This window comes from Pseudomonas sp. GXM4 (assembly GCF_008923895.1).
Lineage (GTDB): Bacteria > Pseudomonadota > Gammaproteobacteria > Pseudomonadales > Pseudomonadaceae > Aquipseudomonas > Aquipseudomonas atacamensis.
In genome coordinates, this window is sequence record NZ_WBRZ01000017.1 from 17,535 (window position 1) to 41,838 (window position 24,304).

General features: G+C 60.0%; 21 protein-coding genes and 1 pseudogene. 14 read left to right on the forward strand and 8 right to left on the reverse strand.

Annotation, left to right across the window (positions count from 1 at the left end; genetic code table 11):
• Positions 1–76: 76 nt before the first annotated feature.
• Positions 77–3,541, forward strand: a complete 3,465-nt coding sequence (locus tag F8N49_RS04790) for a dermonecrotic toxin domain-containing protein (protein ID WP_122747692.1) — start codon at positions 77–79, stop codon at positions 3,539–3,541.
• Positions 3,542–3,568: 27 nt separating this feature from the next.
• Here the strand turns inward: F8N49_RS04790 and F8N49_RS04795 are convergent, their stop codons facing one another.
• Positions 3,569–4,348, reverse strand: a complete 780-nt coding sequence (locus F8N49_RS04795) for an IclR family transcriptional regulator (protein ID WP_024011648.1) — start codon at positions 4,346–4,348, stop codon at positions 3,569–3,571.
• 163 nt (positions 4,349–4,511) lie between these two features.
• Between F8N49_RS04795 and hmgA the strand changes: the two genes are divergently transcribed.
• Genes hmgA through F8N49_RS04815 form a run of 4 tightly spaced genes read left to right on the forward strand, consistent with a single transcriptional unit; the run spans position 4,512 to position 9,201 of the window.
• Complete coding sequence (gene hmgA, locus F8N49_RS04800; protein ID WP_122747691.1) at positions 4,512–5,816, forward strand: homogentisate 1,2-dioxygenase; 1,305 nt, start codon at positions 4,512–4,514, stop codon at positions 5,814–5,816.
• A 3-nt stretch (positions 5,817–5,819) separates the two neighbouring features.
• Complete coding sequence (gene fahA / locus F8N49_RS04805) at positions 5,820–7,124, forward strand: fumarylacetoacetase (RefSeq protein WP_122747690.1); 1,305 nt, start codon at positions 5,820–5,822, stop codon at positions 7,122–7,124.
• Positions 7,125–7,136: 12 nt separating this feature from the next.
• On the forward strand, positions 7,137–7,775 hold the full coding sequence (gene maiA, locus F8N49_RS04810; RefSeq protein ID WP_151550920.1) for a maleylacetoacetate isomerase: 639 nt from the start codon (positions 7,137–7,139) through the stop codon (positions 7,773–7,775).
• A 55-nt stretch (positions 7,776–7,830) separates the two neighbouring features.
• A complete protein-coding gene (locus F8N49_RS04815; protein WP_122707503.1) occupies positions 7,831–9,201 on the forward strand; it encodes an aromatic acid/H+ symport family MFS transporter in 1,371 nt (456 codons plus the stop codon).
• A 90-nt stretch (positions 9,202–9,291) separates the two neighbouring features.
• Here the strand turns inward: F8N49_RS04815 and F8N49_RS04820 are convergent, their stop codons facing one another.
• A complete protein-coding gene (locus tag F8N49_RS04820; RefSeq protein WP_110646384.1) occupies positions 9,292–10,095 on the reverse strand; it encodes a SirB1 family protein in 804 nt (267 codons plus the stop codon).
• Positions 10,096–10,279: 184 nt separating this feature from the next.
• Between F8N49_RS04820 and F8N49_RS04825 the strand changes: the two genes are divergently transcribed.
• Positions 10,280–11,299, forward strand: coding sequence for a Glu/Leu/Phe/Val dehydrogenase dimerization domain-containing protein (locus F8N49_RS04825; RefSeq protein ID WP_071174427.1), 1,020 nt, complete (start codon positions 10,280–10,282; stop codon positions 11,297–11,299).
• A gap of 155 nt (positions 11,300–11,454) precedes the next feature.
• Here the strand turns inward: F8N49_RS04825 and F8N49_RS04830 are convergent.
• Positions 11,455–11,709, reverse strand: a pseudogene (locus F8N49_RS04830) (YebG family protein); the annotation flags it as partial.
• Positions 11,710–12,045: 336 nt separating this feature from the next.
• Between F8N49_RS04830 and F8N49_RS04835 the strand changes: the two are divergent.
• Positions 12,046–12,546, forward strand: coding sequence for a phosphate-starvation-inducible protein PsiE (locus F8N49_RS04835; RefSeq protein ID WP_039759287.1), 501 nt, complete (start codon positions 12,046–12,048; stop codon positions 12,544–12,546).
• On the opposite strand, the gene F8N49_RS04840 is transcribed toward F8N49_RS04835, so the two are convergent.
• A complete protein-coding gene (locus tag F8N49_RS04840; RefSeq protein ID WP_016771632.1) occupies positions 12,543–12,860 on the reverse strand; it encodes a DUF3509 domain-containing protein in 318 nt (105 codons plus the stop codon). The genes F8N49_RS04835 and F8N49_RS04840 overlap by 4 nt on opposite strands.
• Positions 12,861–13,123: 263 nt before the next feature.
• Positions 13,124–14,500, reverse strand: coding sequence for an L-serine ammonia-lyase (locus F8N49_RS04845; protein ID WP_151550922.1), 1,377 nt, complete (start codon positions 14,498–14,500; stop codon positions 13,124–13,126).
• A gap of 135 nt (positions 14,501–14,635) precedes the next feature.
• Between F8N49_RS04845 and F8N49_RS04850 the strand changes: the two genes are divergently transcribed.
• Together F8N49_RS04850 and F8N49_RS04855 are read left to right on the forward strand one after the other, a co-directional pair.
• A complete protein-coding gene (locus F8N49_RS04850) occupies positions 14,636–15,583 on the forward strand; it encodes a LysR substrate-binding domain-containing protein (protein ID WP_016771630.1) in 948 nt (315 codons plus the stop codon).
• A 200-nt stretch (positions 15,584–15,783) separates the two neighbouring features.
• Complete coding sequence (locus F8N49_RS04855) at positions 15,784–16,191, forward strand: HPF/RaiA family ribosome-associated protein (protein WP_016771629.1); 408 nt, start codon at positions 15,784–15,786, stop codon at positions 16,189–16,191.
• Positions 16,192–16,464: 273 nt separating this feature from the next.
• On the opposite strand, the gene fecA is transcribed toward F8N49_RS04855, so the two are convergent.
• The 3 genes from fecA to F8N49_RS04870 all read right to left on the reverse strand — a co-directional run bounded on the left by fecA (position 16,465) and on the right by F8N49_RS04870 (position 20,346).
• Positions 16,465–18,798: a TonB-dependent Fe(3+) dicitrate receptor FecA gene (fecA, locus tag F8N49_RS04860; RefSeq protein ID WP_151550923.1), complete on the reverse strand. Its 2,334-nt coding sequence runs from the start codon at positions 18,796–18,798 to the stop codon at positions 16,465–16,467.
• Positions 18,799–18,886: 88 nt separating this feature from the next.
• Positions 18,887–19,819 carry a DUF4880 domain-containing protein gene (locus F8N49_RS04865; protein WP_151550924.1) on the reverse strand — a complete coding sequence of 311 codons (933 nt, stop codon included), beginning with the start codon at positions 19,817–19,819 and terminating at the stop codon, positions 18,887–18,889.
• Entirely contained in the window at positions 19,816–20,346 is a 531-nt protein-coding gene (locus F8N49_RS04870; RefSeq protein ID WP_110646388.1) for a sigma-70 family RNA polymerase sigma factor, read from the reverse strand. The genes F8N49_RS04865 and F8N49_RS04870 overlap by 4 nt, the downstream gene beginning before the upstream one ends.
• A 145-nt stretch (positions 20,347–20,491) precedes the next feature.
• Between F8N49_RS04870 and F8N49_RS04875 the strand changes: the two genes are divergently transcribed.
• From F8N49_RS04875 to F8N49_RS04895, 5 genes are read left to right on the forward strand one after another with little or no spacing between them, the layout of a single operon-like run.
• A complete protein-coding gene (locus F8N49_RS04875; RefSeq protein ID WP_041479671.1) occupies positions 20,492–20,797 on the forward strand; it encodes a DUF3649 domain-containing protein in 306 nt (101 codons plus the stop codon).
• Entirely contained in the window at positions 20,794–22,377 is a 1,584-nt protein-coding gene (locus tag F8N49_RS04880; RefSeq protein ID WP_122747685.1) for a PepSY domain-containing protein, read from the forward strand. The genes F8N49_RS04875 and F8N49_RS04880 overlap by 4 nt, the downstream gene beginning before the upstream one ends.
• Positions 22,377–22,703 carry a DUF3325 domain-containing protein gene (locus F8N49_RS04885; protein ID WP_073473707.1) on the forward strand — a complete coding sequence of 109 codons (327 nt, stop codon included), beginning with the start codon at positions 22,377–22,379 and terminating at the stop codon, positions 22,701–22,703. Before F8N49_RS04880 ends, F8N49_RS04885 begins: the two co-directional genes overlap by 1 nt.
• A 1-nt stretch (position 22,704) precedes the next feature.
• Positions 22,705–23,271, forward strand: a complete 567-nt coding sequence (locus tag F8N49_RS04890; RefSeq protein WP_016771621.1) for an RNA polymerase sigma factor — start codon at positions 22,705–22,707, stop codon at positions 23,269–23,271.
• Positions 23,268–24,257: a FecR family protein gene (locus tag F8N49_RS04895; protein ID WP_151550925.1), complete on the forward strand. Its 990-nt coding sequence runs from the start codon at positions 23,268–23,270 to the stop codon at positions 24,255–24,257. Before F8N49_RS04890 ends, F8N49_RS04895 begins: the two co-directional genes overlap by 4 nt.
• Positions 24,258–24,304 lie beyond the last annotated feature (47 nt).

Genomic DNA, 24,304 nt, shown 5'->3' on the forward strand with positions numbered 1-24,304 from the left:
CCTGGAAAAGAAACTACCTTGCAACTATCTACAGTGGCTGTGTTCGCAGCTCTGGATAGTCAAGTAAGGAAAAGATGTGGTCAAGTCATATAAAAGTCTGATGCGTGGTTCTTTGGGTGAGCAACTTACCTGGCCTGAAGAGTGGGAAAAGGCAATCCAGGCAAAAGAAGATCTTTTCAAGATCGTCGACGTCATGCCGAGCGTGCTGGATATTCTTCGTAGCATGCTTGGCAGTGAATTGAAGCGTTTGGGCAAGACAATCGATATTGACAAGGTTTATATCAATACAGACTCGGCTTTTCCTGATAATGGAAGTCGCCCTTCTGGCACTCTTTGGGAAGTGACTGTTCATTGTCTTGATAATAATGTCAGCCCCGCTTACATAATGGGCGGTGATGGGGTTTATTCTCTGCCGGACACCCGGAATGAGCAGTTCAAAGTCAGTGCTCTCAATGTCCTTATTGTCGAGGATCTGATTGCTGCGGTGATCACCGGGTTGCAAAAGACGTTGCAAACCGAGATCGCAAAGTTCTGGGCGGCGCCAGCCAGGTCCATGCGACCGGACACGGCACCGTTGACCAATAAGCAGGCTTTCATCGAAGCCTGCGCCGTGGTCACCAGTGCAGAGCTTTCGCTGTCGGTCATGGCCAACAATTTTGACGCCTGGTTGGGCGAGCGATTCGCTCATCTGCTTGAAGCAGATGGCGGTCGCGCAGCGTTTGAAGTCAGGCTGCAACCTGAACAGGATTACCTGCTGTCGCTTCAGCCTTGTTTCGTTCTGGACAACGCCGAGCGTGCGGATGCAGAAATGCCGCTGGTGAATGAGTCAACCTCTTATCTGCTGCATACGCCGGAAAACGGCTTTGAATTTTTTGAAAAAAATATCGATCTGCATAGCAAACTTCAGCAGCGACTGTCCCTGGGTGGAGACCAGATCAGGTATCTGAAAGCTGCGCAAAGTCCTCATGCATTTTGTGCCGAGGCTCACCTCAAGGGTCAGCTTGAAAGTGTTTCACTCTTGATCGGTGGCCAGGAACAACTGGCAAAACCGCTGACTTCCATGCTGCAGGACAATCAAGGCCTGCATGTGCTGCGTTACGGCATCGAAACCCGCTTCTATCTGCTGTGGGCTGCATTGAAACGCACCGATTGGCCGCTATGGCTGCATGCCGCGGGTAGCGATATGCAACAGCGCTATAGCGAGCTTGAAGAGTCGCGGGATCAATACCAGGCTGTCTACTCAAACACCTTCGATGCATGTTTTTCATTCAAGGATTATGTAGTGCGCACATTCGCCGAATGGGCGGACAGGGTACTTGGTGAACAACTGGATCCGGAATCGATAAGTGTCCATAGCTCGTACAGTCTGCAAATTGCCGGGCGTACTATCGAACAGGAAGAAACCCGAACGCTGACGGAGTTTATTGTTTTCGGGCTGCACGACACTGGTTATAAAGCGGCTCTGACTATAATCGGCGCTCCCGCCGGAAGTCGGTTGACGGCAGTAGCGCTTGAACAGTGGCTGGAAAATCGTAACCTGCGACTGGAATTTACCGGCAGTCTTGCATACTCGCCCTCGGTGGCTTACCAAGAGGCTTATCGCAACTATCTCTGCAGTCAGATGGAGTTCGCGGCTTTTGTTGCTCGTCACTCCGGGAAACTGGATTCCACTGATGCCAATATCATCGCGCGGGCCATGGCCAATGATCCTGCGGTGACGGTTCAGGGAATGCGAATCCGATCCCAGGTGCCGGCGTTGAAAGAGGTCCTGATCATTTCGGCCCGAGAGTATGTACCGTCGCTGATGTTGATCAAAACGCCTGCCGGTGAATTCGAACTGCATAAATTTGCCGATATCTACGCGGCAAACCGCTGGCTGGAGTCGGCGTTGTCCGCTGATCGTGAATACGCTGCATTGCTGATCCATCCGGACTATCTGCACGAAGCGGGTGAGTTGCTCGGCAGCGCTCGTACACAACTGAGCTATCGCTATACGCTCGATAGCCGACCGGTTGATCTCGGCCTGAATCCCAAAGCACAGCTGGCTGATTACGCAAATGCCGCTTACCGCGCCGAAGTTGCCTTGCACAAGGCCATTGCACCGGCCGGTTATCGAGCACTTGGCGTCGAGGGCCGCAAGCGCTATTCGCGTCTGAGCACCGAATTCAAGGCACTGTCCATGGTTGATGCGCGAGACAATGGTTTTCCGACATTCGAGCAATTCACTTATGACTCGGTGAAAGCTCAGATCGAAGACATTTTGCGTTCGCGTGGCAGTAACGTTTCGGTCGATCCCGACCAGATCATTGTGCAAACCGAAGACTTTCGTAAGAGTGTTACCGACGTTTTGCTTGAAGGACTCGCTTTTGAAGCGGCGCACCCGTCCTACGAAACGAAATTCAGCCCGAAATACTATTTGGTCAACGGCCATCCCATCGTTGAAAAACTGGATATCCGCGACCTGTCCTCGCTGTCGAAAACATTCCGTCCCGGCGACAGATATACCGCCATGCTGAAAGAGCAATATCAGAACAAGGCGCATCCTGATTACTCATTCAAACGCGCTGTACACGCCCGGAAAATCCGTTGTGAGATGTACCGCAATGCGTTTGCCGACTTTACCAACGGCAGATTAACCACTGAATCTTTCTCTGCTGTCCAACGGGTTATCGACAATCTGAAAGAAGGTGGCGGCTATCCATCAATCGTCAATAGCGTCTCCGAAGGCGACATCGGGCTGTATAAATTCAACATCGGCACGCTGGGTCTGACGGCTGCCGGGGACCGTACAGTGGGTGGCGTTTATATTTTTCGACTGAAGTTATCGTCAGGTTTCTTCGACTTGCTCTATACGCCTGACGCGCCGGATCAAGTCAGCTTCCGGCCGATCGCTGAGTTCATTCCTTCGATTCGTTTTCGGAAAGGCCCGTTCAGGACCTACTACAGCGAGCGGATCCGGCTGATTGACCAGAAAGTGATCAATGATTACTTCGATAATCTGGTCGCAACGGTTGATACCCGACCGGTCATTCGCACGCAGCAGCGTTCGTTACTGCCCGATCTGTTCACTTTCCACGACGAGCGCGTGCGCCGTGTATTGAGTGACATCGACGAACGGACCACCAGTCTCAATGAAATAATTGCCGCCCTGGTTTATGAAAACCTGTTGAAGGCCGCGAACATCGTCAGCCTGGTTGTGCCACCCGTAGGCACTGTGGTGGTGGCTGTGCAGGTGATGAAAAGCATCTACGACGCGTCGCAGTCGCACCGACGGGGTGATTATTCCGCCGCGCTGGGGCATGTGCAGGATGTATTGAGCGGACTGCTGACATTGGGTCAGGCTGCAGCGGCGGGGGCGCCGGTTAAAGAACTGACCCGTGCGCAACGCTCGTTTCTAAGTCTGTTTGAAGACGCCCGCACGGTCGCGGAACTCGTAACGTATTACACCGGCCATGAAGACCCCGCCGATGAGCTGATCGGTTTCTTCAAGTCACTGATGCAAGAGGGTGACAGCGCATTGAGCAAGACCACGGTGCGTTGAGTCGTTTCGAGCGCACATAAGCATTACTTAACTTTCGTAACCCATGCGCCAACTCACGGCCCGGGTCGCAGCCAACAACCGCTGCGCCGCCGGGCCGTTTTCGTCGGCGTGGAACAGCGAGGTCGGGCCGACGATGGTCAGTACCGCGGCGATCTGCCCGACCGCGTTGAACACTGGCGCAGAAAGCGCATCCACGCCCGGCATCAACAAACCATGCACGTGATGCAGACCGCGTTCGCGGATCTGTTCACACAGCGCTGCATAGGCTGTTTCATCCTTGAGCGGATGCTCCGCGACAGCGATTTCCTGCTCGCGCAATTCATCGGTTTCCCGGTGTGGCAGGTAAGCGCTGAACACCAGCCCGGTGGACGAACTGAGCAGCGGCAGCACCGAACCCAATTGCGTCACCACCGTCACCGCGCGCACCGCCGGTTCGATATGCACCACGGTTGCGCCCTGATTGCCCCACACCGCGAGAAAGCAGGTTTCGTTGAGTTCGTCGCGCAACTCGGAAAGCGGCAGGGCGGCGACTTTCAGCACGTCCATGCTGTTGAGTGCGGCCAGGCCCACCCGCAGCGCTTCGCGACCGAGGCCGTAATGGTTGGTGGCGGCGTTCTGTTCGGCAAACCCCGAAGCAATCAACGCTTGCAGATAGCGATGCACCTTGCTCGCCGGCATCTGCACGTGTTCGGCCAGACGCGACAGCGAAGTCGACGGTGACAACTCGGCCAAAGCCTTGAGGATGTCGGTGCCGACCTCGGCGGAGCGGACTTTCTGTTTGCCGTTGCTGTCGCTGGTTTTTTCCATGGGGCTGGCGGTTCCGGTTCGAATGGGCGTCTTTATAGCTTGACGCTGGATAGCGAGCAAATTACGTTATGCGTAATCAGATTACGATAATAACAACCCCGGCGTGCCGAGACCTCTGAGCCAGAGCGATGGGCCATTGCCGACTCCCTGTTCAGGAGGCTCCATGAACCTCGATTCAACCGCGCAGGACCTGGTTTACCAGTCCGGCTTCGGCAACGAATTCAGCACTGAAGCGTTGCCCGGCGCGCTGCCCGTTGGCCAGAATTCCCCGCAAAAAGCCCCGTACGGCCTGTATACCGAATTGTTCTCCGGCACCGCGTTCACCATGCCGCGCAGCGAAGCGCGCCGCACCTGGATGTACCGGATTCAGCCATCGGCCAATCACCCGGCGTTCGTCAAACTGGAACGGCAACTGGCCGGCGGACCGTTGGGTGAAGTGACGCCCAATCGCCTGCGCTGGAATCCACTGGAGCTGCCGACCGAACCGACGGATTTCATCGATGGCCTGGTCAGCATGGCCGCCAACGCCGGCGCCGAGAAACCGTCCGGCATCAGCATTTATAACTACACCGCCAACCGTTCGATGGAACGGGTGTTCTTCAACGCTGACGGTGAAATGCTGCTGGTGCCGCAACTCGGTCGCCTGCGTATCGCCACCGAACTGGGCGTACTCGAAGTGGCGCCGCTGGAAATCGTCGTGCTGCCGCGTGGCCTGAAATTCCGCGTCGAATTGCTCGACCCGCAGGCACGCGGTTACCTCGCCGAGAACCATGGCGCGCCGCTGCGCCTGCCGGATCTGGGGCCGATCGGCAGCAACGGTCTGGCCAATCCACGGGATTTCCTTACCCCGGTCGCCGCCTACGAAAACCTCCAGCAACCGACCACTCTGGTGCAGAAATTCCTTGGCCAGCTGTGGGCTACTGAACTCAATCACTCACCGCTCAATGTGGTCGCCTGGCACGGCAACAACGTGCCGTACAAATACGACCTGCGCCGTTTCAACACCATTGGCACGGTGAGTTTCGATCACCCGGATCCTTCGATCTTCACCGTACTGACTTCGCCGACCAGCGTGCATGGTCTGGCGAACCTCGATTTCGTGATCTTCCCGCCGCGCTGGATGGTCGCCGAAAAGACCTTCCGGCCGCCGTGGTTCCACCGCAACCTGATGAACGAATTCATGGGCCTGATCCAGGGCGAATACGACGCCAAGGCTGAAGGTTTCGTGCCCGGCGGCGCGTCGCTGCACAGCTGCATGAGCGCCCACGGCCCCGACGGCGAGACCTGCACCAGGGCGATCAACGCCGAGCTTGCACCTGCAAAAATCGATAACACCATGGCCTTCATGTTCGAGACCAGCCAGGTGCTGCGCCCAAGCCGTTTCGCTCTCGACTGCCCTCAATTGCAATCCAGTTACGACGCTTGCTGGGCGACGCTGCTCGTCACGTTCGACCCGACCCGGAGATAACCCATGACACAGAATTCCATCCCCCGCAGTTGGGTCGCTTCGGCCAACGGTCACAGCGATTTTCCGTTGCAGAATTTGCCGCTGGGCGTGTTCAGTCTCAACGATTGCAGTCCGCGCGCGGGCGTGGCGATCGGCGAGCACATTTTCGATTTGCAAGTCGCGCTAGAGGCCGGGCTGTTCGACGGCGTCGCACGCAGTGCGGTGGAAGCCATGCACGGCGGGCAGTTGAACGCGTTCTTCGAACTTGGCCGTGAGGCGCGGGTTGCCCTGCGCGAACGCCTGATCGAACTGTTCAGTGAAGGCAGTACCCTGCGCGGCAGCATCGAAGCGCAAGGCGCGAAAGTCTTGCCACTGGCTGCCGATTGCCAGATGCACCTGCCGGCGCGAATCAGCGATTACACCGACTTCTACGTCGGCATCGAGCACGCGCAGAACGTCGGCAAACTGTTCCGTCCGGATAACCCGCTGTTGCCGAACTACAAGCACGTGCCGATCGGTTACCACGGTCGCGCTTCCACGGTGCGAGCGTCCGGCACCGACGTGCGTCGGCCGAAAGGCCAGACGCTGCCAGCCGGGCAGACCGAACCGGTCTTCGGCCCGTGTGCGCGGCTGGATTACGAACTTGAACTGGGCATCTGGATCGGCCAGGGCAATGAGATGGGCGAGCCGATTGCCATCGGTGACGCTGCCGAGCACATCGCCGGTTTCTGCCTGCTCAACGACTGGTCGGCGCGGGATATCCAGGCCTGGGAATACCAGCCACTCGGCCCATTCCTGTCGAAGAGTTTCATCACCAGCGTCTCGCCGTGGGTGGTGACGGCTGAAGCACTGGAACCATTCCGCACGGCGCAACCGGCGCGCCCTGAAGGTGATCCGCAGCCGCTGCCGTATCTGCTCGACAAGCGTGATCAGGACGGCGGCGCCTTCGACATCGAGCTGGAAGTGCTGCTGCGTACCGAAGCCATGCGCGAGCAGAAGCTGCCCGCCCATCGCCTGACCCTGAGCAACACCCGCTACATGTACTGGACCGTGGCGCAAATGGTCGCGCACCACAGCGTCAACGGCTGCCAGTTGCAGGCCGGCGACCTGTTTGGTTCGGGCACTTTGTCCGGCCCGGAAAACGGCCAGTTTGGCAGCCTGCTGGAGATTACCGAGGGCGGTAAGAAACCGATCGAACTGGCTTCCGGCGAAGTGCGCAAGTTCCTTGAGGACGGTGACGAAATCATCCTGCGCGCCCGCTGTGCCCGCGAAGGTTTTGCCTCGATCGGCTTCGGCGAATGTCGCGGCACCGTGATCGCGGCACGCTGACAGGAGCGGCTTATGGATCTCTATGGCTATTACCGTTCCACTTCATCGTACCGGGTGCGGATTGCGCTGGCGTTGAAGGGCCTCGATTACCAGGCGCTGCCGGTCAACCTGATTGCGCCGTCGGGCGGTGAACATCGGCAGCCGGCGTATCTGGCGCTCAATCCCCAAGGCCGGGTGCCGACATTGCGCACCGATGACGGCGCGCTGCTGATTCAGTCGCCGGCGATCATCGAGTATCTGGAAGAGCGTTATCCACAGGTGCCGTTGCTGCCGGATGATCTGCTGGCGCGCGCGCAGGTGCGCGGCGTTGCGGCGGTAATCGGCTGCGACGTGCACCCGCTGCACAACGTCAGCGTGCTCAATCGCCTGCGCCAGTCCGGGCAGGATGAAACGCAGGTAATGGAGTGGATCAGTCACTGGATCAGCCAAGGGCTGGCGACAGTGGAGCAGTTGATCGGCGACAGCGGTTTCTGTTTTGGCGAATGGCCGTGTGTGGCGGATGTGTATCTGATTCCGCAGTTGTATGCCGCAGAACGGTTCAATGTTTCGCTGGAGGCTTACCCGAAAATCCGCCGCGTTGCTGCGCTCGCTTTGGAACATCCAGCGTTCATCAAGGCCCATCCCGCCAACCAACCAGATACCCCTAAATGATCGCTCCCACGCGGAGCGTGGGAACGATCAATAAAAACAAAAACAGGTACTTGCGATGCATAACCAGATTGCCAGCTTCCGTGCGGCGCTCGACGCCCGGCCTGTGTCCCGTTATCAGTGGTTGCTGTTGATTCTGCTGGCGTTGCTGCTGGTCACCGACGGTTATGACGCCCAGGTGCTCGGTTATGTAGTGCCGGCGCTGGCCCAAGACTGGGGACTGGAAAAATCCGTGTTCGGGCCGGTTTTCAGCGCCAACCTGCTCGGCCTGACCCTCGGTTCTCTCGCGGTTACGCCGCTGGCTGACCGCTTCGGTGTGCGTCGCATTCTGCTTGCCTGCGTATTGATCTACGCCACGCTGACGGTGCTGATGGTTTTCGCCGATTCGCTGAACACGCTGATGATCGCGCGATTCATCTGCGGCATCGGCATGGGCGGCGCGATGCCCAGCGCCATGGCCTTGATGTCGGAATATTCACCACCGCGTCTGCGTACGTTAATGGTGACGCTGGCTGCCTGTGGTTTCTCGTTCGGTGGGGCGGCGGGCGGTTTTGTTGCCGCCGGTTTCATCGATCAGTTCGGCTGGCAGGCTGTGTTCCTCGCTGGCGGCGTGACGCCGTTGCTGCTGTTCCCGTTTCTCTGGTGGATGTTGCCGGAATCGCTGCCGCGTTTGCTGCGTGATGCACCGCCGTATGCACGGCTGCGCAAAGTCAGCGCGCGGATGTTGCCGGACTGGCAGCCACCGCTGGCCAGCGTCGAGCAGAACGAGCGTGAGCAGGGCAGCAAACTGACCGTGGTCGAGTTGTTTCGCAACGGCTACGCGCGGCCAACCTTGTTGATCTGGGCGACGTTTTTTGTCAGCCTGATTCTGTTGTATTTCATGATCAGCTGGCTGCCAACGCTGCTGCTGGAAAGCGGATTGAAACTCAACGAAGCCAATCTCGTGACGTCGATGTTCCTGTTCGCCGGGACCCTTGGCGCGATCTGTATGGCCTGGTTCGCCGACCGTTTGCAACGCAAGGTGCGCCTGTTGTCCGGCGTACTGGCAGGGGCGGCGCTGTGCACGATTCTGCTCGGGCTCAACCACGACGATCCGCGTTTTCTGGTGGCCTGTGTGTTTGCCGCCGGGTTCTGCATCATCGGCGGGCAACTGACGCTGAATGCCTTTGCCAGCAATTTCTACCCGGCCCATGTGCGCGCCACGGGCACCGGATGGGCATTGGGCGTGGGACGTTTCGGTTCGATCCTCGGCCCGCTGTTCGGCAGCCTGCTGCTGGCAATGCATATACCGGTGGCGCAGATTTTCTTCTTCTGCGCGATCCCGGCGGTGATTGCCGCACTGCTGATCATTCAGGTGCGCTCGCCCACTGATGCCTCCCGAGCCACCGTGGGAGCGAGCCTGCTCGCGAAGAACGATAACGCGGTTTGACCGGAGACCGAGGTGCCTGCTTCGCGAGCAGGCTCGCTCCCACACAGCTTTGTATGGGCCTCAAGGATGGGGGCAGCCTGCGGAAGGTAGTCAATGTACGACGGAGTTGGGCGGCAGATGGCCGAGGCGTTCGGTCAGGCGCAGGCGCTGGATCGGGTCTTCACTGAGCATCAGCGCGTGCTCAAGGTCGAAGCGCTCAGCGTTCGGGCAATCCAGCCGTTGATACAGACTGGCCCGGGCCATGTAATCAGAGGCCTTCGCATCACCCAGTTCGAGCACTCGTTCTGCGTCGATCAGCGCGGCGATGTGATCGTCGTGGGTCAGATGCAATTGGCGCAGATTGCGTGACAGACGCTGCAGCATCTGCACTGGCGTGGCCGTCAGCAGATGCTCGGCGCTGAGCTGCATGTTCGGCCCGTATTGGCGTTGCAACAGTTCGCGACAGTCGTTGGGATACAAGCGTCGCCCGCCGCAAGGGTCGAGCAAGTGGTCGGCGCCGGGTACCCGCAACAGGAAATGCCCGGGGAAGTTGACCCCGACCAAAGGAATTTCGAGGCCATGCGCCAGTTCCAGTGCGATCAACGCCAACGCCAGCGGCTGACCGCGCTGGGTGTGCAACACGCGGTGCAGCAGCGCCGCCTGCGGGCGCAGCGGCAGGAAATCATCCTGTGCGAAACCGAGATCGACCATGCGCCGCAACAACGGTTGCGCCAGTTCGCTGACCGGCAGCATCGGCAAACCATAGCTGACGCGTAGTTGCAGATCCTTGAAGGTACGCAACCATGCCTCGGGCTCGAGGGTTTTGTCGTGCTCGGCACTTATCCACAGCGCAGCTTCCAGCAGCGCTGGCGGTGAACGATGCAGGCATTCGAAAAAGCGTTGGCGCGCACTCATCAAAATCTCCCTCCAATGCCTCGTTTTAGCCCCGTCCGGGTTGTTCGTCCAGTGCCGGGCGCGTTGAGCGCGAGTTATAGCGGCGCAACATTGTCCGCTCGGCGGCTCATGCCGGTGCGCGCCAGCAATTTTCAGGGGCAAGCCTATACTGGCGTTCTACAAGAAGTGATTCGGGAGCCTGTCGATGTTCGCTCTCATGCAAAGCACTCGCCTGGAATCGCTGCACTTGAGCGTGGACCCGGTCACCGGGTTGAAGGCGGTCATTGCCATTCATGACAGTCGCCTGGGGCCAGCCCTGGGCGGCTGCCGTTACCTTGCCTATCCCAACGACGAATCTGCGGTCGAGGACGCCATTCGCCTGGCGCAAAACATGAGCTACAAAGCGGCGCTCGCCGGCCTTGCGCAGGGCGGCGGGGTGGCGGTGATCGTGCGCCCGGCCCATGTCGAGAATCGCGCCGCGTTGTTCGAGGCTTTCGGCCGTTGCATCGAGCAGCTCGACGGTCGCTACATCACCGCCATCGACAGCGGCACTTCAGTGGCGGACATGGACTGCATTGCTCAACAGACGCGGCATGTCACCAGCACCACCTCGGCAGGCGATCCGGCACCGCACGCGGCCATGGGCGTGTTCACCGGCATTCGCGCCACGGCGATGGCGCGTCTGGGCAGCGACAACCTCGAAGGCCTGCGCATCGCGATTCAGGGGCTTGGCAACGTCGGTTATGCACTGGCCGAGCAACTGCACGCTGCCGGCGCCGAGTTGCTGGTCAGTGACATCGACCACGGCAAGGTGCAACTGGCGATGGAGCAGCTCAATGCTCACCCGATCGCCAACGACGCATTGCTCAGCACGCCGTGCGACATTCTCGCGCCTTGTGGGTTGGGCGGGGTGCTTAATAGTCACACCGTTTCACAGCTGCGCTGTTCCGCTGTGGCCGGTTCGGCGAACAATCAACTTTCCCATCTGGATGTGGCGGATCAACTGGAACGGCGCGGGATTCTTTATGCGCCGGATTATGTGATCAATGCCGGCGGGCTTATTTACGTTTCGCTTAAACATCGTGGCGAGGAGTTGCCGACCATCACGGCACATCTGTCGAAGATCAGTTCGCGGCTCACGGAGGTCTTCGCTCACGCGCAGGCGGAAAAACGTTCGCCGGCGCGGGTGGCGGATGAGTTGGCGGAAAAGGTTTTGTATCGCTGAAAGCAAAAGATCGCAGCCTTCGGCAGCTCCTACACTCGGAATGTGGGAGCTGCCGAAGGCTGCGATCTTTTTGATTACTTCGGCGCTTTCGCTGCTTTGGCGGGCTTCGCCGGCGCCTCGTCAGGTTCTGCCGATTCAGCTTTTTCGACAGGCTCGGCTGGCGCATTGATCAGCTCCGACAGCGCATCCGGCTGGCTCTTGAATGCCCGGGCGAACACATCACGATTCTTCGCCATGTAGATCCCGGCTTCTTCCACTTGCTGTTCGGTCAGGGACGGAACGGCTTTTTGCAGTACATCGGCCAGATATTCGGCCAGTTCGAGCATTTTGTCATGACGATCAGCTTCGGCTTTATCCATGAACAAGCGCTCCAGATCTCGGCTGCTGCGGTATACCACTTCGACGGCCATTCACCACCTCACATGCCTTCACGTTAAGTTGTCTTGACGACTACTGTATCCATATACAGCGAAAAGGATAAGCGAATCCCTGCGCCATGGGTAGTGGCTTTTCAATGTAGACCGGATTTGGCGTTTGTCAGGGGACGGGGTGGCTGCTATTCGCGAGCAGGCTCGCTCCCACAGAAACTCCAGCGGTGCGACCAAACGCCACGGCGCGGGATTTGCGGCGGATCGCCATGATGCGTGGCCCTGAACCTGCATGAAAACCGTTGCAACAAGGCGCGCGCGCAAAACCGTCACGTGCGATACGCATCATCCGCCCGAAACGGGCTAAGGAAACTCATCGTGAAAATAAACTGGGCCGAGAAACTGCGGCGTAATGTGCATCAACTGGCCGAGTCCCTGGGCAACCTGTTCGTTGAAACCTTTCACTACCTGGCGCTATTCGCCATTGGTGCGGTGACGGCGTGGGCGGCGGTGATGGAGTTTCTCGGGATGCTCGAAGTCGGGCACATCAAGATCGATGACATTCTGTTGCTGTTCATCTATCTGGAACTGGGCGCGATGGTCGGGATTTATTTCAAGACCAACCACATGCCGGTGCGCTTCCTGATCTACGTGGCGATCACTGCACTGACGCGCCTGCTGATCTCCAACGTCTCGCACCACAACCCGCCGGACATGGGCATCATCTACCTGTGCGGCGGCATTCTGCTGCTGGCGTTTGCGATCCTGGTGGTGCGTTACGCTTCGTCGCAATTTCCTTCGGTGAAGATCGAGAACCCGCAGCGCAAGCTCGGCACGGGCTCCAGCGAACATCCTGAAGTGGAGAAGGGCGAGCTTTAAAGGCCCGCCGCCTGGCCGGGCTGGCCTTTGACCCGTGGCGGTGGCGGGGTCAGCCCGGCGCCGCTGGTCATGGCTTCGAGGATCGACATGGCGCTGTGACCCTGTTCGATGGCGATGCCGAACTGGATGCTTTGTACCAGCCGTTTCAAACGCTCGGGATCGTTGCGCTGTTCGGCACTGATCATGCGTTTGGCCACGATGCGGCCGGCGTTGGACAGGGTCAGCATGATGCTGCCGTCCAGGCCCTGAATGCTCAGATTGATCTGATAGTCCGGCGCGAAGGCATCGGTAATGATTTGAAATGGGTTGTCCATGATGCGTCACCGCCTGATTGAACGTGCAGTTGTTGACCGGCCATGATCCGATTTGGTTCGCAACACCAGACCACTGGCATCTCGTTCGCTGAGGTTTGCAATGTCCGTTTGCCTCAAGGGTGATATAGCAAGGTGCATGCCGGAAAAATTGTCGAACAATAAACACGGCGAAAAAAACGGCGAGCCTCGGGGCTCGCCGTTTTTTGTGGCGCGTTTTCAGGGCAGGAATGAGCTGATGATCGCTGACAGTGCAGTCAGGCCGATCAGCACTCCACCCAGTTCACCGCCAGCCCGCCCCGCGAGGTTTCCTTGTATTTGTCGTGCATGTCGGCGCCGGTGTCGCGCATGGTGCGGATCACCCGGTCGAGGGAAATGAAGTGATTGCCGTCGCCGCGCAGGGCCATTTGCGTGGCGTTGATCGCCTTCACCGCCGCGATGGCATTGCGCTCGATGCACGGCACTTGCACCAGGCCACCGACCGGATCGCAGGTCAGACCGAGGTTGTGTTCCAGGCCGATTTCGGCAGCGTTCTCCAGTTGCTCCGGTGTCGCACCAAGGACGTCGGCCAGGCCGGCGGCGGCCATGGCGCAAGCCGAACCGACTTCGCCCTGACAGCCAACTTCGGCGCCGGAGATGGAGGCGTTTTTCTTGCACAAAATGCCAACGGCGGCTGCAGCGAGAAAGAACGCGACGACATCATCGTCAGACGCATCCGGATTGAATTTCATGTAGTAGTGCAGAACCGCCGGAATGATCCCGGCGGCGCCATTGGTCGGCGCGGTGACCATGCGCCCGCCTGCTGCGTTTTCTTCGTTGACGGCGAGGGCGAACAGGTTGACCCATTCCATTGCCGACAGGGTCGAACTGATCACATTCGGTTTGCCGATTTCCAACAGGCTGCGGTGCAGTTTCGCTGCGCGACGCGGTACTTTCAGACCGCCGGGAAGGATGCCTTCGTGGCGCAAGCCTTGTTCGACGCACTCGCGCATCACTGACCAGATGTGCAACAGGCCTTGGCGAATCTCGGCATCGCTGCGCCAGGCGCGCTCGTTGGCCATCATCAGTTCGGACACGCGCAGATTGTGCTTTTTGCACAAAGCGAGCAGTTCGGCGGCGCTGGAAAAATCGTAGGGCAACACCACGTCGCTGGTTGGCGCCACGCCAGATTCGGCTTCAGCCGCTTCGACGATGAAACCGCCGCCGACCGAGTAATAGGTTTGCGCGAACAGCTCGGCGCTTTCGCCAAAGGCGCTCAGCGACATGGCGTTGGGGTGGTAGGGCAGGCTCTCGTCGAGCAGCAGCAGATCGCTCTGCCAGTCGAAGGCAATCGAACGTTGACCGGCGAGGGACAGTTGCCCGGTTTCGCGCAGTTGCTGGATGCGTGGCTCGATGGTCGAAGGATCGATGCTGTCCGGCCATTCGCCCATCAGGCCCATGACCGTTGCGCGGTCAGTGGCGTGGCCGACGCCGGTGGCAGAGAGCGAACCGTAAAGGCGGATCTGCACACGTCGCACATCATTGAGCAGATGCTGATCGATCAGAGCCTGGGCAAAGGTCGCCGCTGCACGCATCGGACCGACGGTATGGGAACTGGACGGGCCGATGCCCACCTTGAATAGATCGAAAACACTGATAGCCATGCTAAACCCTTACAAGCAATGGAGTAGGAATCGCTGCCATTTTTTGTCGGACAAGCGCAATGTCGGCGATACTGCCTGCCTCGGTTCGAGGTGACCAACGAAACCTCCTAAGACAGCCTTTAGCAGGACTAAACAATGAGTCGTCAATTGCATGCCCAGACCTATGTCTGGCTGCAGGTATTTGCCTGTGCCGCGCGGCACCTGTCGTTCACCCGTTGTGCCGAAGAGCTGCACATCACCCCGGGCGCGGTCAGCCAGCAGATTCGCCAATTGGAAGAGCGCCTGGGCTTTCGCCTGTTTCATCGGCGCGCGCGTGGCGTTGAGTTGAGTGCACAGGGGCAGCGGCTGGCGATTACCGTCAACGAAGCCTATGGCAGCATCGATGCGGAATTGCGCCGACTGGACGCCGGGATGATCAGCGGAACTCTGCGGTTGCGCTCGATCCCGTCGTTTCTCGGCAAGTGGCTGACTCCGCGCCTGCCGCGCTTGCAGCAACGCTTTCCGGATATCCAGTTGCGCCTGGTGGCCGAGGACAGCAGCGTGCCATTGCATGAGGGCGATTTCGATCTGGCCATCGACCTTAACGATGGCAGTTACCCAGGATTGTTATCCACAGCCTTGCTCGACGAGCAGATATTTCCGGTGTGCGCGCCGAGCCTGCTCCGCGGGCGACCGCCGTTGCACGGTCCGGCCGATCTGGTGCATTTCCCGTTGCTGCACGACATCACCGCCTGGCGTGGCAGTTACGAATACGCGGAATGGGAGTTCTACCTGAACGCGATCGGCTTCGAAGGCGCCGATGTGCGACGCGGCCACACCTTCAATCGCAATCACCTGACCATCGAAGCGGCGATTGCCGGCATGGGCGTGGCGATTGCCCGGCGCACGTTGCTCAACGATGAGCTGGAGCGCGGCACGTTGATCGTGCCGTTCGGCTTGTCAGTACCGAACCATAAACGCTATGTGCTGCTGTATGCACCGGGGGCGTTGAGCCATCCGGGCGTGCGCGCTGTGCATGATTGGCTGGTGGAGGAGGCGGGAATTTTCCGCAGTCTGCACCCGCTGAACGAGCAGCAGATGTGAGCAGATTTTTCTGCGGAGCGGGTCGACCCAACTCCCGACATTAACAGCGCCTCGCTCGGTTGTCCGGCTTTTTTTGCGAATGAATATTTTTCTTTTTTCAGGGGTTGAAATGTTCGCCGCTCGGGCCGATTGTTGTAACCAGGAGGTCAGGAAATTCACTTCAAGGCCTCCAGCGAGCTAGCTGAAATAAGGGATGAACTATGCAAATCCAAGTCAACAGCGATAACCATATTCAAAGCAGTAAGCGACTGGAGGAGTGGGTACGTACAACTATTGAGAGCACGCTCGACCGTTATGAAGAAGACCTGACCCGTGTCGAAGTCCACCTGAGCGACGAGAACGGCGAGAAACCAGGTCCCCATGACTTGCGCTGCCAACTGGAAGCGCGGCCAAAAGGCCACCAACCGATTTCCGTGACCCATAAAGCCGATTCGCTGGAACAGGCGATCGACGGTGCCGCCGAGAAACTGGAGCACAAACTGGATCATCTGTTCGGCAAACTGCGAGGTAAACCACGCGCCGCTGTAGTGCCATTTACCGGCAAGGCCAACGACAAGCTGTTGGCGGAAGAATTTGACGAGAACGAACAGGCAGCGATCAACAGTTGATGCGCTGATTTCACAAGTGACTAAGGAGAACGGGCCTGCTGATGCAGGCCCGTTTTTTTGTTTGTGGTGTTGGTGATTGCTCGCAGGGTTTAAGACCGTAGCCCCTCACCCCAGCCCTCTCCCGAGGGAGAGGGAGCCGATTCCGGTTGTTTTCAGGTCCAGCGTTCGGCTCGATATTGCAGGCGAGCGTAAATCGTAAATACACCTCGGTCAGTCCCCTCTCCCTCTGGAAGAGGGTTAGGGTGAGGGGCTTTTGATCTCCATGGGTTGGGATCAGAACGCCACCGACGTCTGCACATAAACCGTCCGCGGCTCTCCCACGTACTTGCCCTTGTTGTTGTCATCGAACGAGCGTGTGAAGTACTGCGTGTTGAAGATGTTCTTCACGCCCACCGCCACATTCAAATCCGACAGTTGCGGTCCGAAGTCATACCCGGCGCGGCTGCTGAACAGCATGTAGCCGGGGATCTTGCCGGTGCTGCCATCGGCGCTTTCTTTCGAAGTGTTGGCGTTGTCGGCGAACTGGTCGCTCTGGAAGCTGCTGTCCAGATTCAGCTTCCATGGCCCTTCGGTATAACCGACGCCAATCGTGCCTTTGTGTTTGGAGGAAAACGGCACGCGGTTGCCTTTGTTCGGCCCGTCCTCGCGGATGGTGGCGTCGACATAGGCATAACTGGCGTAGACATCGAAACCGGCCAGCGCCGGGCTCAAGTCATCCAGCGCGTAATTGACGCTGGTCTCGATGCCCTGATGGCGGGTTTCGCCGCGAGCGATCACCGAGTCGTTGGTCTGGTTGCTTTCGTATTGGTTGTCGAAGTTGATCAGGAATGCGCCGATCTCCGCGCGCAGGGCACCGTTGTCGTAGCGCGTGCCGAGTTCCCAGGTGCGGGCCTTTTCCGGTTTCACTTCGCCGCTGCTCACGCGGTTGGGCATCTGGCTGTATTGCACGCTGCCGAACGAGCCTTCGGTGTTGGCATACAGGTTCCAGCTGTCGGTGAGGTGATAAAGCACGTTCAGCGCCGGCAGCGCGGTGTTGTAGTCGCCCTTGTATTTGACGTTGGTCAGGTTGTTGGTCTGTTGCGACTCGATCATCTCGTAGCGCACGCCCGGAGTGATGGTCCATTTGCCGATGTCGATGCGGTCATCGACGAAGAACGCGTTGGCCTCGGTACCACCGCGAGTGTCGCGGTCGTTGCGGCTGCTGGTGGTCGGGTATTCGTTGGCGCTGATCGGCGTGCGATAACGCAGTTCGTGGCCGGCCTCGTTGATGTAGCGGTAGCCGACGCCGACTTCATGGCTGCTCGGACCCAGGTCGAAGCCTTGGGCGAAACGGGTTTCCAGGCCACGTACCCAATACTCGCGGGGCGACAGCGAAAGGAATGTGCCCTGATCCAGATAACCGCTGCGCAGGGTTTTGGTGAAGAAGGTGTTGGCGGTGAATTCGCGGCGATCTTCCTGGTAGCGGTAGCCGAAGTTGAACATCGTGCGGCGCCCCCAGAACTGGTCTTTCGGCCGCGTCGATTGATACGGATCGGCATCGTAATCGGCGACGTTGAGACCGCCGGGCATGTCGGCCTTGCCCTCGTAATACTGGGCAATGGCGTTGAAGCTGTTGGCCTCGTCGAGCTGGTACTTGCCCTTGAGGATCAGGTCGTCGATCTCGGTATCGCTGTGTTCGCGCCAGTCACCGCCACGGGTGCCGGAGTACAACAGCGCACCACCGAGGCCGTTGGCGTTGGTGCCGCCGGCCAGCAGATTGGCGCTGGTCTTGAAACCGTCGTGGCTCGACGATGGGCTGGTTTCATTCTGGAAACCACCCTTGATCGTTGGCTCGTCGGGAATCGCCCGGGTCACGAAGTTGACCACGCCGCCGACGTTCTGCGGGCCGTAACGCACCGCGCCGCCGCCACGCACCACGTCCACGGCATCCATGTTGCCCATGCTGATCGGCGCGAACGACAACTGCGGCTGACCATACGGCGCGAACGGCACCGGGATGCCATCCATCAATACTGTCGAGCGCGCGGCCAGGCGTGGATTCAAACCACGAATGCCGAAGTTCAGTGCCATGTCGTGGCTGCCCGTGCCGTTGTTCTCCGGCGCATTCACACCGGGGATGCGGTTGAGCACATCGCGGGCCTGGGTCGCGCCCTGGCGTTCGAATTCTTCCCGGCGGATCACATCACGCGCCCCGGGGTGTTCGAAGACATTGATCTGCGCCGCATCGCCGAGCCAGTCGCCGACTACGGTCGAGGTGCCCAGCTCCAGCGCCGCGTCAGCCAGCGGTTGCAGGCTGAAGGCATTGTCGCCTTCGGCGCGGGCTTGCAGGCCGGTGCCTTCGAGCAGGGCATCGAGGCCTTGTTGCGTCGTGTAATTGCCCTCCAGACCCCGGCTCTGCACACCGCTGGTGACTTGCGAGCCAAAGGAAATCAGCACGCCGGCTTCACGGCCAAACTGGTTCAGCGCGGTTTCCAGCGACGCCGGGGCGATGTGATAAACCTTGGTCTCGGCGCCCAGCGCAGCGGGCAGGGCGGTGAAACTCAGGCTGGCGCCGAGCAGAAGATTGCGCAGGCTGCGGGCCAGTGGGGTAAGGCGGGTGGGCTGCATGTGGATGATCCTGAGAAGGTGGAATCAAGGGGGCTTTCCTTCTCTGTCACGCCAGATCTGAAAAACGGCTCATTGTTTTGGCGTTTTTTTACACCCGCGCTTCGACGCTCACCCAATAACGGGTAAAGCGCTTCACTCTGACCGGCAGACTGACCTGCAACAGGTCGAGAATCCGCTCGCTGTCATCCAGTGGATACGTTCCGGAAATCAGCAGATCGGCAACCTGGCTGTCGCACCGCAGCTGCCCGCGCCGGTAGCGGCCAAGCTCTTCGAGGAAATCGCCGAGGCGCATATGAGCGGCGACCAGCATGCCGTCAGTCCACGCACCGCTGTTGGCGTCCAGTGGTTTGGCCGCGCTGACGGAGCTGGCAGTGAAACTCAACTGCCGCGCGACCGGCAGCAGCAGGGGCGCGCGCTGGTTGGCGACGAGTTCGACTCGTCCTTTGAACAGGGCGATCTGCGTGCGATCAACAAACTGCCGCACATTGAGGCGCGCACCTTGGCTTTTCAGCACGCCGTGTGCCGTGCGTATCTCGAACGGATTTGCAGCGCTCAACAGCATTTCGCCTTCGAGCAGACGAATCGTACGCTGCGCGTCATCGACATCGACGGAACTTGCGGTATTGAGCTGTAACGAATCGGCACCGCCCAATCCGATCTTGCGCCGCTGGCCCACCGGCGTGCGGTAATCGGCGAGCAGCGACGGCAACGGCGTGTGCTCGCGCAGGCCCCAGGTCGCCGCTGAGCCGGCACCGAGAATCAGCAGCATTTTCAGCGCCTGACGACGGCTGCCAGACTTCGGCCCGTTCAACGCCGCGTGGGCCAACGGCGACGAAACGCCGCGCAGACGCTGGTTGACCCGTTGCATGTGTTCCCACGCCCGGCGGTGTTCGCTGTGTGCATCCAGCCATTGTTGCCAGGCCTGTTGCTGGCGTGGGGTCAGCGTGCCCTGCTGCATTTCCAGCAGCCAGTGCACCGCCTGTTCGGCGACTTGCGCGGAGAAATCCGGCACCCGATTCACAGGGCGAAATAGCAGCGCATGGCCGCTTTGTTCAAATGGCGTTTGACCGTGGCCACCGAAATACCCAGTTCTGCGGCGATCTGTGGATAAGTCAGACCATCGACCTGCGCGAGCAGAAAGGCGCGTTTGACCTGGCGCGGCAAGCCGTCGAGCAGCTCATCGAGTTCGATCAACGTCTGCAGGATGATCGCTTTGTGCTCTTCCGACGGCGCGACCATCTCAGGCATCTGCGCCAGTGTCTCGAGGTAGGCGCGTTCCACATCCTGGCGTCGGTAATGATTGAACAGCACGCGCTTGGCCAAGGTGGTGAGAAAGGCGCGCGGTTCGATGATCACCGGTGGTTCGCGGGCGGTCAGCACCTTGATGAACGTGTCCTGAGCCAGATCCGCCGCGCTGTCGGGGCAGCCGAGCTTGCGCCGCAACCAGCCGGTGAGCCAGCTGTGATGAGCGTGGTAGAGCGATTCGACGGGATGGGCGGGCGGCAACGAAATGACTCCGGACGCAAAACTTGCGTAGAGAACGTGCATTAGAGAACAAGAACGGTTCGCATTGTAGAGGCTGGCGACAGTGTCCGGCAATCAGATGCTTTTGCGTATGAGAATATTTATCATTAATATTGCTCGCCTGTAGATTCGGCTTGTCGGCCGAACGTTTCCGTTTCAGGGTCGAAACATGAAAGGCAAACTCGCCACCCTTCCCATGTCCTATCGTCTGGCCGTCACTTCGCGAGTGCTGGCGGCGATTTTCGGCGGCTATCTGGTGGCGGCGCTGGCCAGTGTCACCCTGACGTTGTGGCTGCCGTTGAACCGCGCCGAAGCGGTGGTCACTGGCATGACCGTGTCCTTTCTGGTCTATCTGGTCGCGGTGCTCTGGTGTTTTGCCTGCCGCAGCGCGTGGTCGGCGTGGGTCGGCCTGTTGGTGCCGAGCGTGATTCTCGCCACCGTTTCCGGTGCCGCGCGCGGTCTGGGGCTGGCATGAAAGAGGGCTTCCGGCAGGCGATGGCCTGGCTGCACACCTGGGCCGGGCTGGTGTTCGGCTGGTTGCTGTTCGCGATTTTTCTCACCGGCACGCTCGCTTATTTCAAAGATGAAATCAGCCACTGGATGCAGCCGGAAATCGCTGCACATTCGCTTGATAGCGAAGCGAGCCTGGCGCTGGCGCAAGATTATCTGCAACAACACGCCGCCGGCGCCTCGCGCTGGCTGATCGATTTGCCCGATGCCCGCGACCCTGGCCTGACGGTGCGCTGGCAACAGGCGCCGGGCAAACCCGGCGAGCGCGGCCGCTTCGAATCCCGAACTCTCGACGCTCAGACCGGGGCCGAGGTGCAGGGCCGCGAAAGCATGGGCGGCGAGTTCTTTTACCGCTTTCACTTCCAGTTGCAGATGCCTTATCCATGGGGGCGCTGGCTGGCGACTCTCGCCGCGATGGTGATGTTCGTTGCGTTGATCAGCGGGATCATCACCCACAAGAAAATCTTCAAGGACTTCTTCACCTTCCGCCCGCGCAAGGGCCAGCGTTCCTGGCTCGACGGGCATAACGCCGTGGGCGTGCTGGTGCTGCCGTTTCACTTGATGATCACTTACAGCAGCCTGGTGATTTTCATGTCGATGGTCATGCCGGCCAGCATCGTTGCCTCTTACGGCAGCGACGTGCGCAAGTTCTACGACGAAGTCTTTCCCGCCTCGAAGACGCCCGAGCGCGCCGATGTCGCCGCACCGCTGACCGCCATGGCGCCGCTACTGGCCAAGGCCAGCGAGCAGTGGTCGGGCGGCCATACCGCGCGCCTGTCGGTGAGCAACCCGGGCGATGCCAGCGCCACGGTGGTGCTGTCCCGCGCGGGCGATCGGGTGGTGCATGATTTCGGCCGGGCGGTCACCTTCAATGGCGTCACCGGGCAGCTTCTGAGCAGCACCCCCGATCAACCCGTAGCGATGGCCGTGGGTGGCGCGTTCTACGGTTTGCACATGGGCCATTTCGCCGGGCCGCTGTTGCGCTGGCTGTATTTCATTTGCGGATTGGCTGGCACGGCGATGATCGGCACCGGGCTGGTGATCTGGCTCGGCAAGCGGCAGCTCAAGCACGTGAAAAGCGCGGCGCTGCCCTTCGAGTTGCGCCTGGTCGAGGTGCTGAATATCGCCAGCATGGCCGGCCTGGTATCGGCGGTGGCGGTGTTCTTTTTGGCCAATCGACTGCTGCCGGTGAGTCTGGCAGGGCGGGCCGATTGGGAAGTGAACGCGTTCTTCATAGGCTGGGGCCTGAGCGTGGTGCACGCCGTGTTGCGTCCGGGGCGCAAGGCGTGGATCGAACAGCTGACGCTCGGCGCCGCGCTGTTTATCGCGGTGCCGCTGATCAATGCGCTGACCACACCGTGGAATCTTGGCGCCAGCCTGATGCAGCGCGACTGGGCACTGGCCGGATTTGATCTGACGTGTCTGGCGACGGGGCTTTTTCTCGGCTGGGCTGCGCGCAAGATGCAGCGTACGGGCGACTCCGTCAGCGTTCGCAACGCAAGTCCTTCGCCTCGCTCGATCACAGTCGAACAGGGGGCCAACTGATGCTGCTGGTCCTGTTGCTCACCTATGCCGGCTTCACCGCGTTGTGCCTGTCGATGCCACGTCATCACGCCGAATTGCTCGGCGCCAAACCGTCGACACGCCGCCGTCAGGGTCTGGCGTTGGCAGGATGGCTGTTGCTGGCGCTTTCGCTGTGGGCAGCGGTCGCGGGCAGTGGCTGGAGTTTCGGTCTGGTCGACTGGTTCGCGGTGCTGATGCTCAGCGCTTTGGCATTGGTGCTGTTGCTGCCGTATCGCCCGCGTCTGGCCATGGCCCTGGCCGGGTTGAGCCTGTTGGCGAGCCCGGTCGCCGCCTGGGCGCAGTGCTGAAGTGCTGATCGGTCTGCCGCCGGAATCGCGTGACGATGAAGCGCGTGGCGCGCGTGCGCATTTTCTTCAGGTGTTTCTGTCCCAGCGTGCGCAAATGGAGGCGCTGGTGAATCGGCGCGTCGGTTGTCGGGCGACGGCGGCGGATCTGGTCCAGGATCTGTTTTTGCGCTTCTGGCGTCGGCCGCTGGTCCAGGTCGAAGAGCTCAGCACTTATCTGCTGCGCTGCGCCGGCAACATCGCCATCGATCATTTGCGCAGTGAAGGCACGCGCACGCGGGTCAACGAAGGCTGGCAGCCGGACGAACCCGACAGCCATGGCAGCGAACCCCAGGCTGCGCTGGAGGCCGGTAATGATTTGCGCCATGTCGAGGCGGCATTGCGCGCCTTGCCCGAGCGTACCCGGCAGATCTTTCTGCTCAATCGCATTCACGGGCGCAAGTACGCCGAGATCGCCAAGGCCATGGGCCTGTCCCAAAGTGCCGTGGAAAAACATATGATGCGCGCCCTCGAGGCCTGCAAGGCCAGCCTGCGCGACCCCGCGCCACGCCTGCCAGGGAAAGCACCGTGAAGCCATCAAACCCGATCACGCCGACACCGGCCCAGGAACAGGCCGCGCTGGCCTGGCTGAGCCTGTTGCACGACCGCCCGAGCACTGGCGATCAGCTGACCTTCAGCCAATGGCTGCGCGCCGATCCGGCCCATGCCCAAGCGTATGCGCAGGCGCAGGTGATCTGGGAACTCAGCGAAAGCCCGGCGCGCACGCTGGCCGATGAAGATGCGCTCGCGATGCAAGGTTATCTGCAGGCGATGGACGCCCCGCGTCGTTCGCCGATGTTGCGTTGGTCGGGCGCGCTGGCGATGGCCGCGTGTCTGCTGTTGATGGTCAGTCTCGGCACGGGGTGGCAGGCGCAACGCTGGCTCGACGATCTGCGCGCTGATCATGTCTCGGCACCTGGGGAAATTCGCACGGTGACACTGGCCGATCAGTCGCAAGTGACGCTGGATGCCGACAGCGCGATTGTTGTGGATTTCAGTCATGGCCAGCGCCGCGTGAAATTGATCAGAGGCGCTGCTTTCTTCAGCGTCACTCACACCGGCGATCCGTTTGTGGTGGCGGCGGAGCAGGGCGAAGCGCGGGTGCTCGGCACGCAGTTCGAAGTGCGCCGGCAACTCCACGGCGCGCAAGTGACGGTATTGTCCGGACGTGTCGCAGTGACGGCGGATGAGCATGGCCAACAACAGATTCTCACGGCCGGCCAGCAAGTTGCTTATGCCGACGGCACTGCGGAAAAACTGCATGCCGTGGACAGTGAAGCGCAACTGGCCTGGCGTCAGGGTTGGCTGACCTACTACAAGACCACGCTGGCCGATGTCGTCGAGGATCTGCGCCGCTATTACCCGGGGCGGATTGTGCTGCTCAACGATGAGCTGGCGGCGCGCAAGGTCAGCGGCAGCTTTCCGAGCAAGGACCCGCAGGCGGTGCTCAATTCGTTGCAGGGCGTGTTGGGGTTTGAGCAGCATCGGGTGTTGGGGCAGCTGATTATTCTGCGCTGAGGCTGCCGGCCTCTTCGCGAGCAGGCTCGCTCCCACAGGGAACGCAT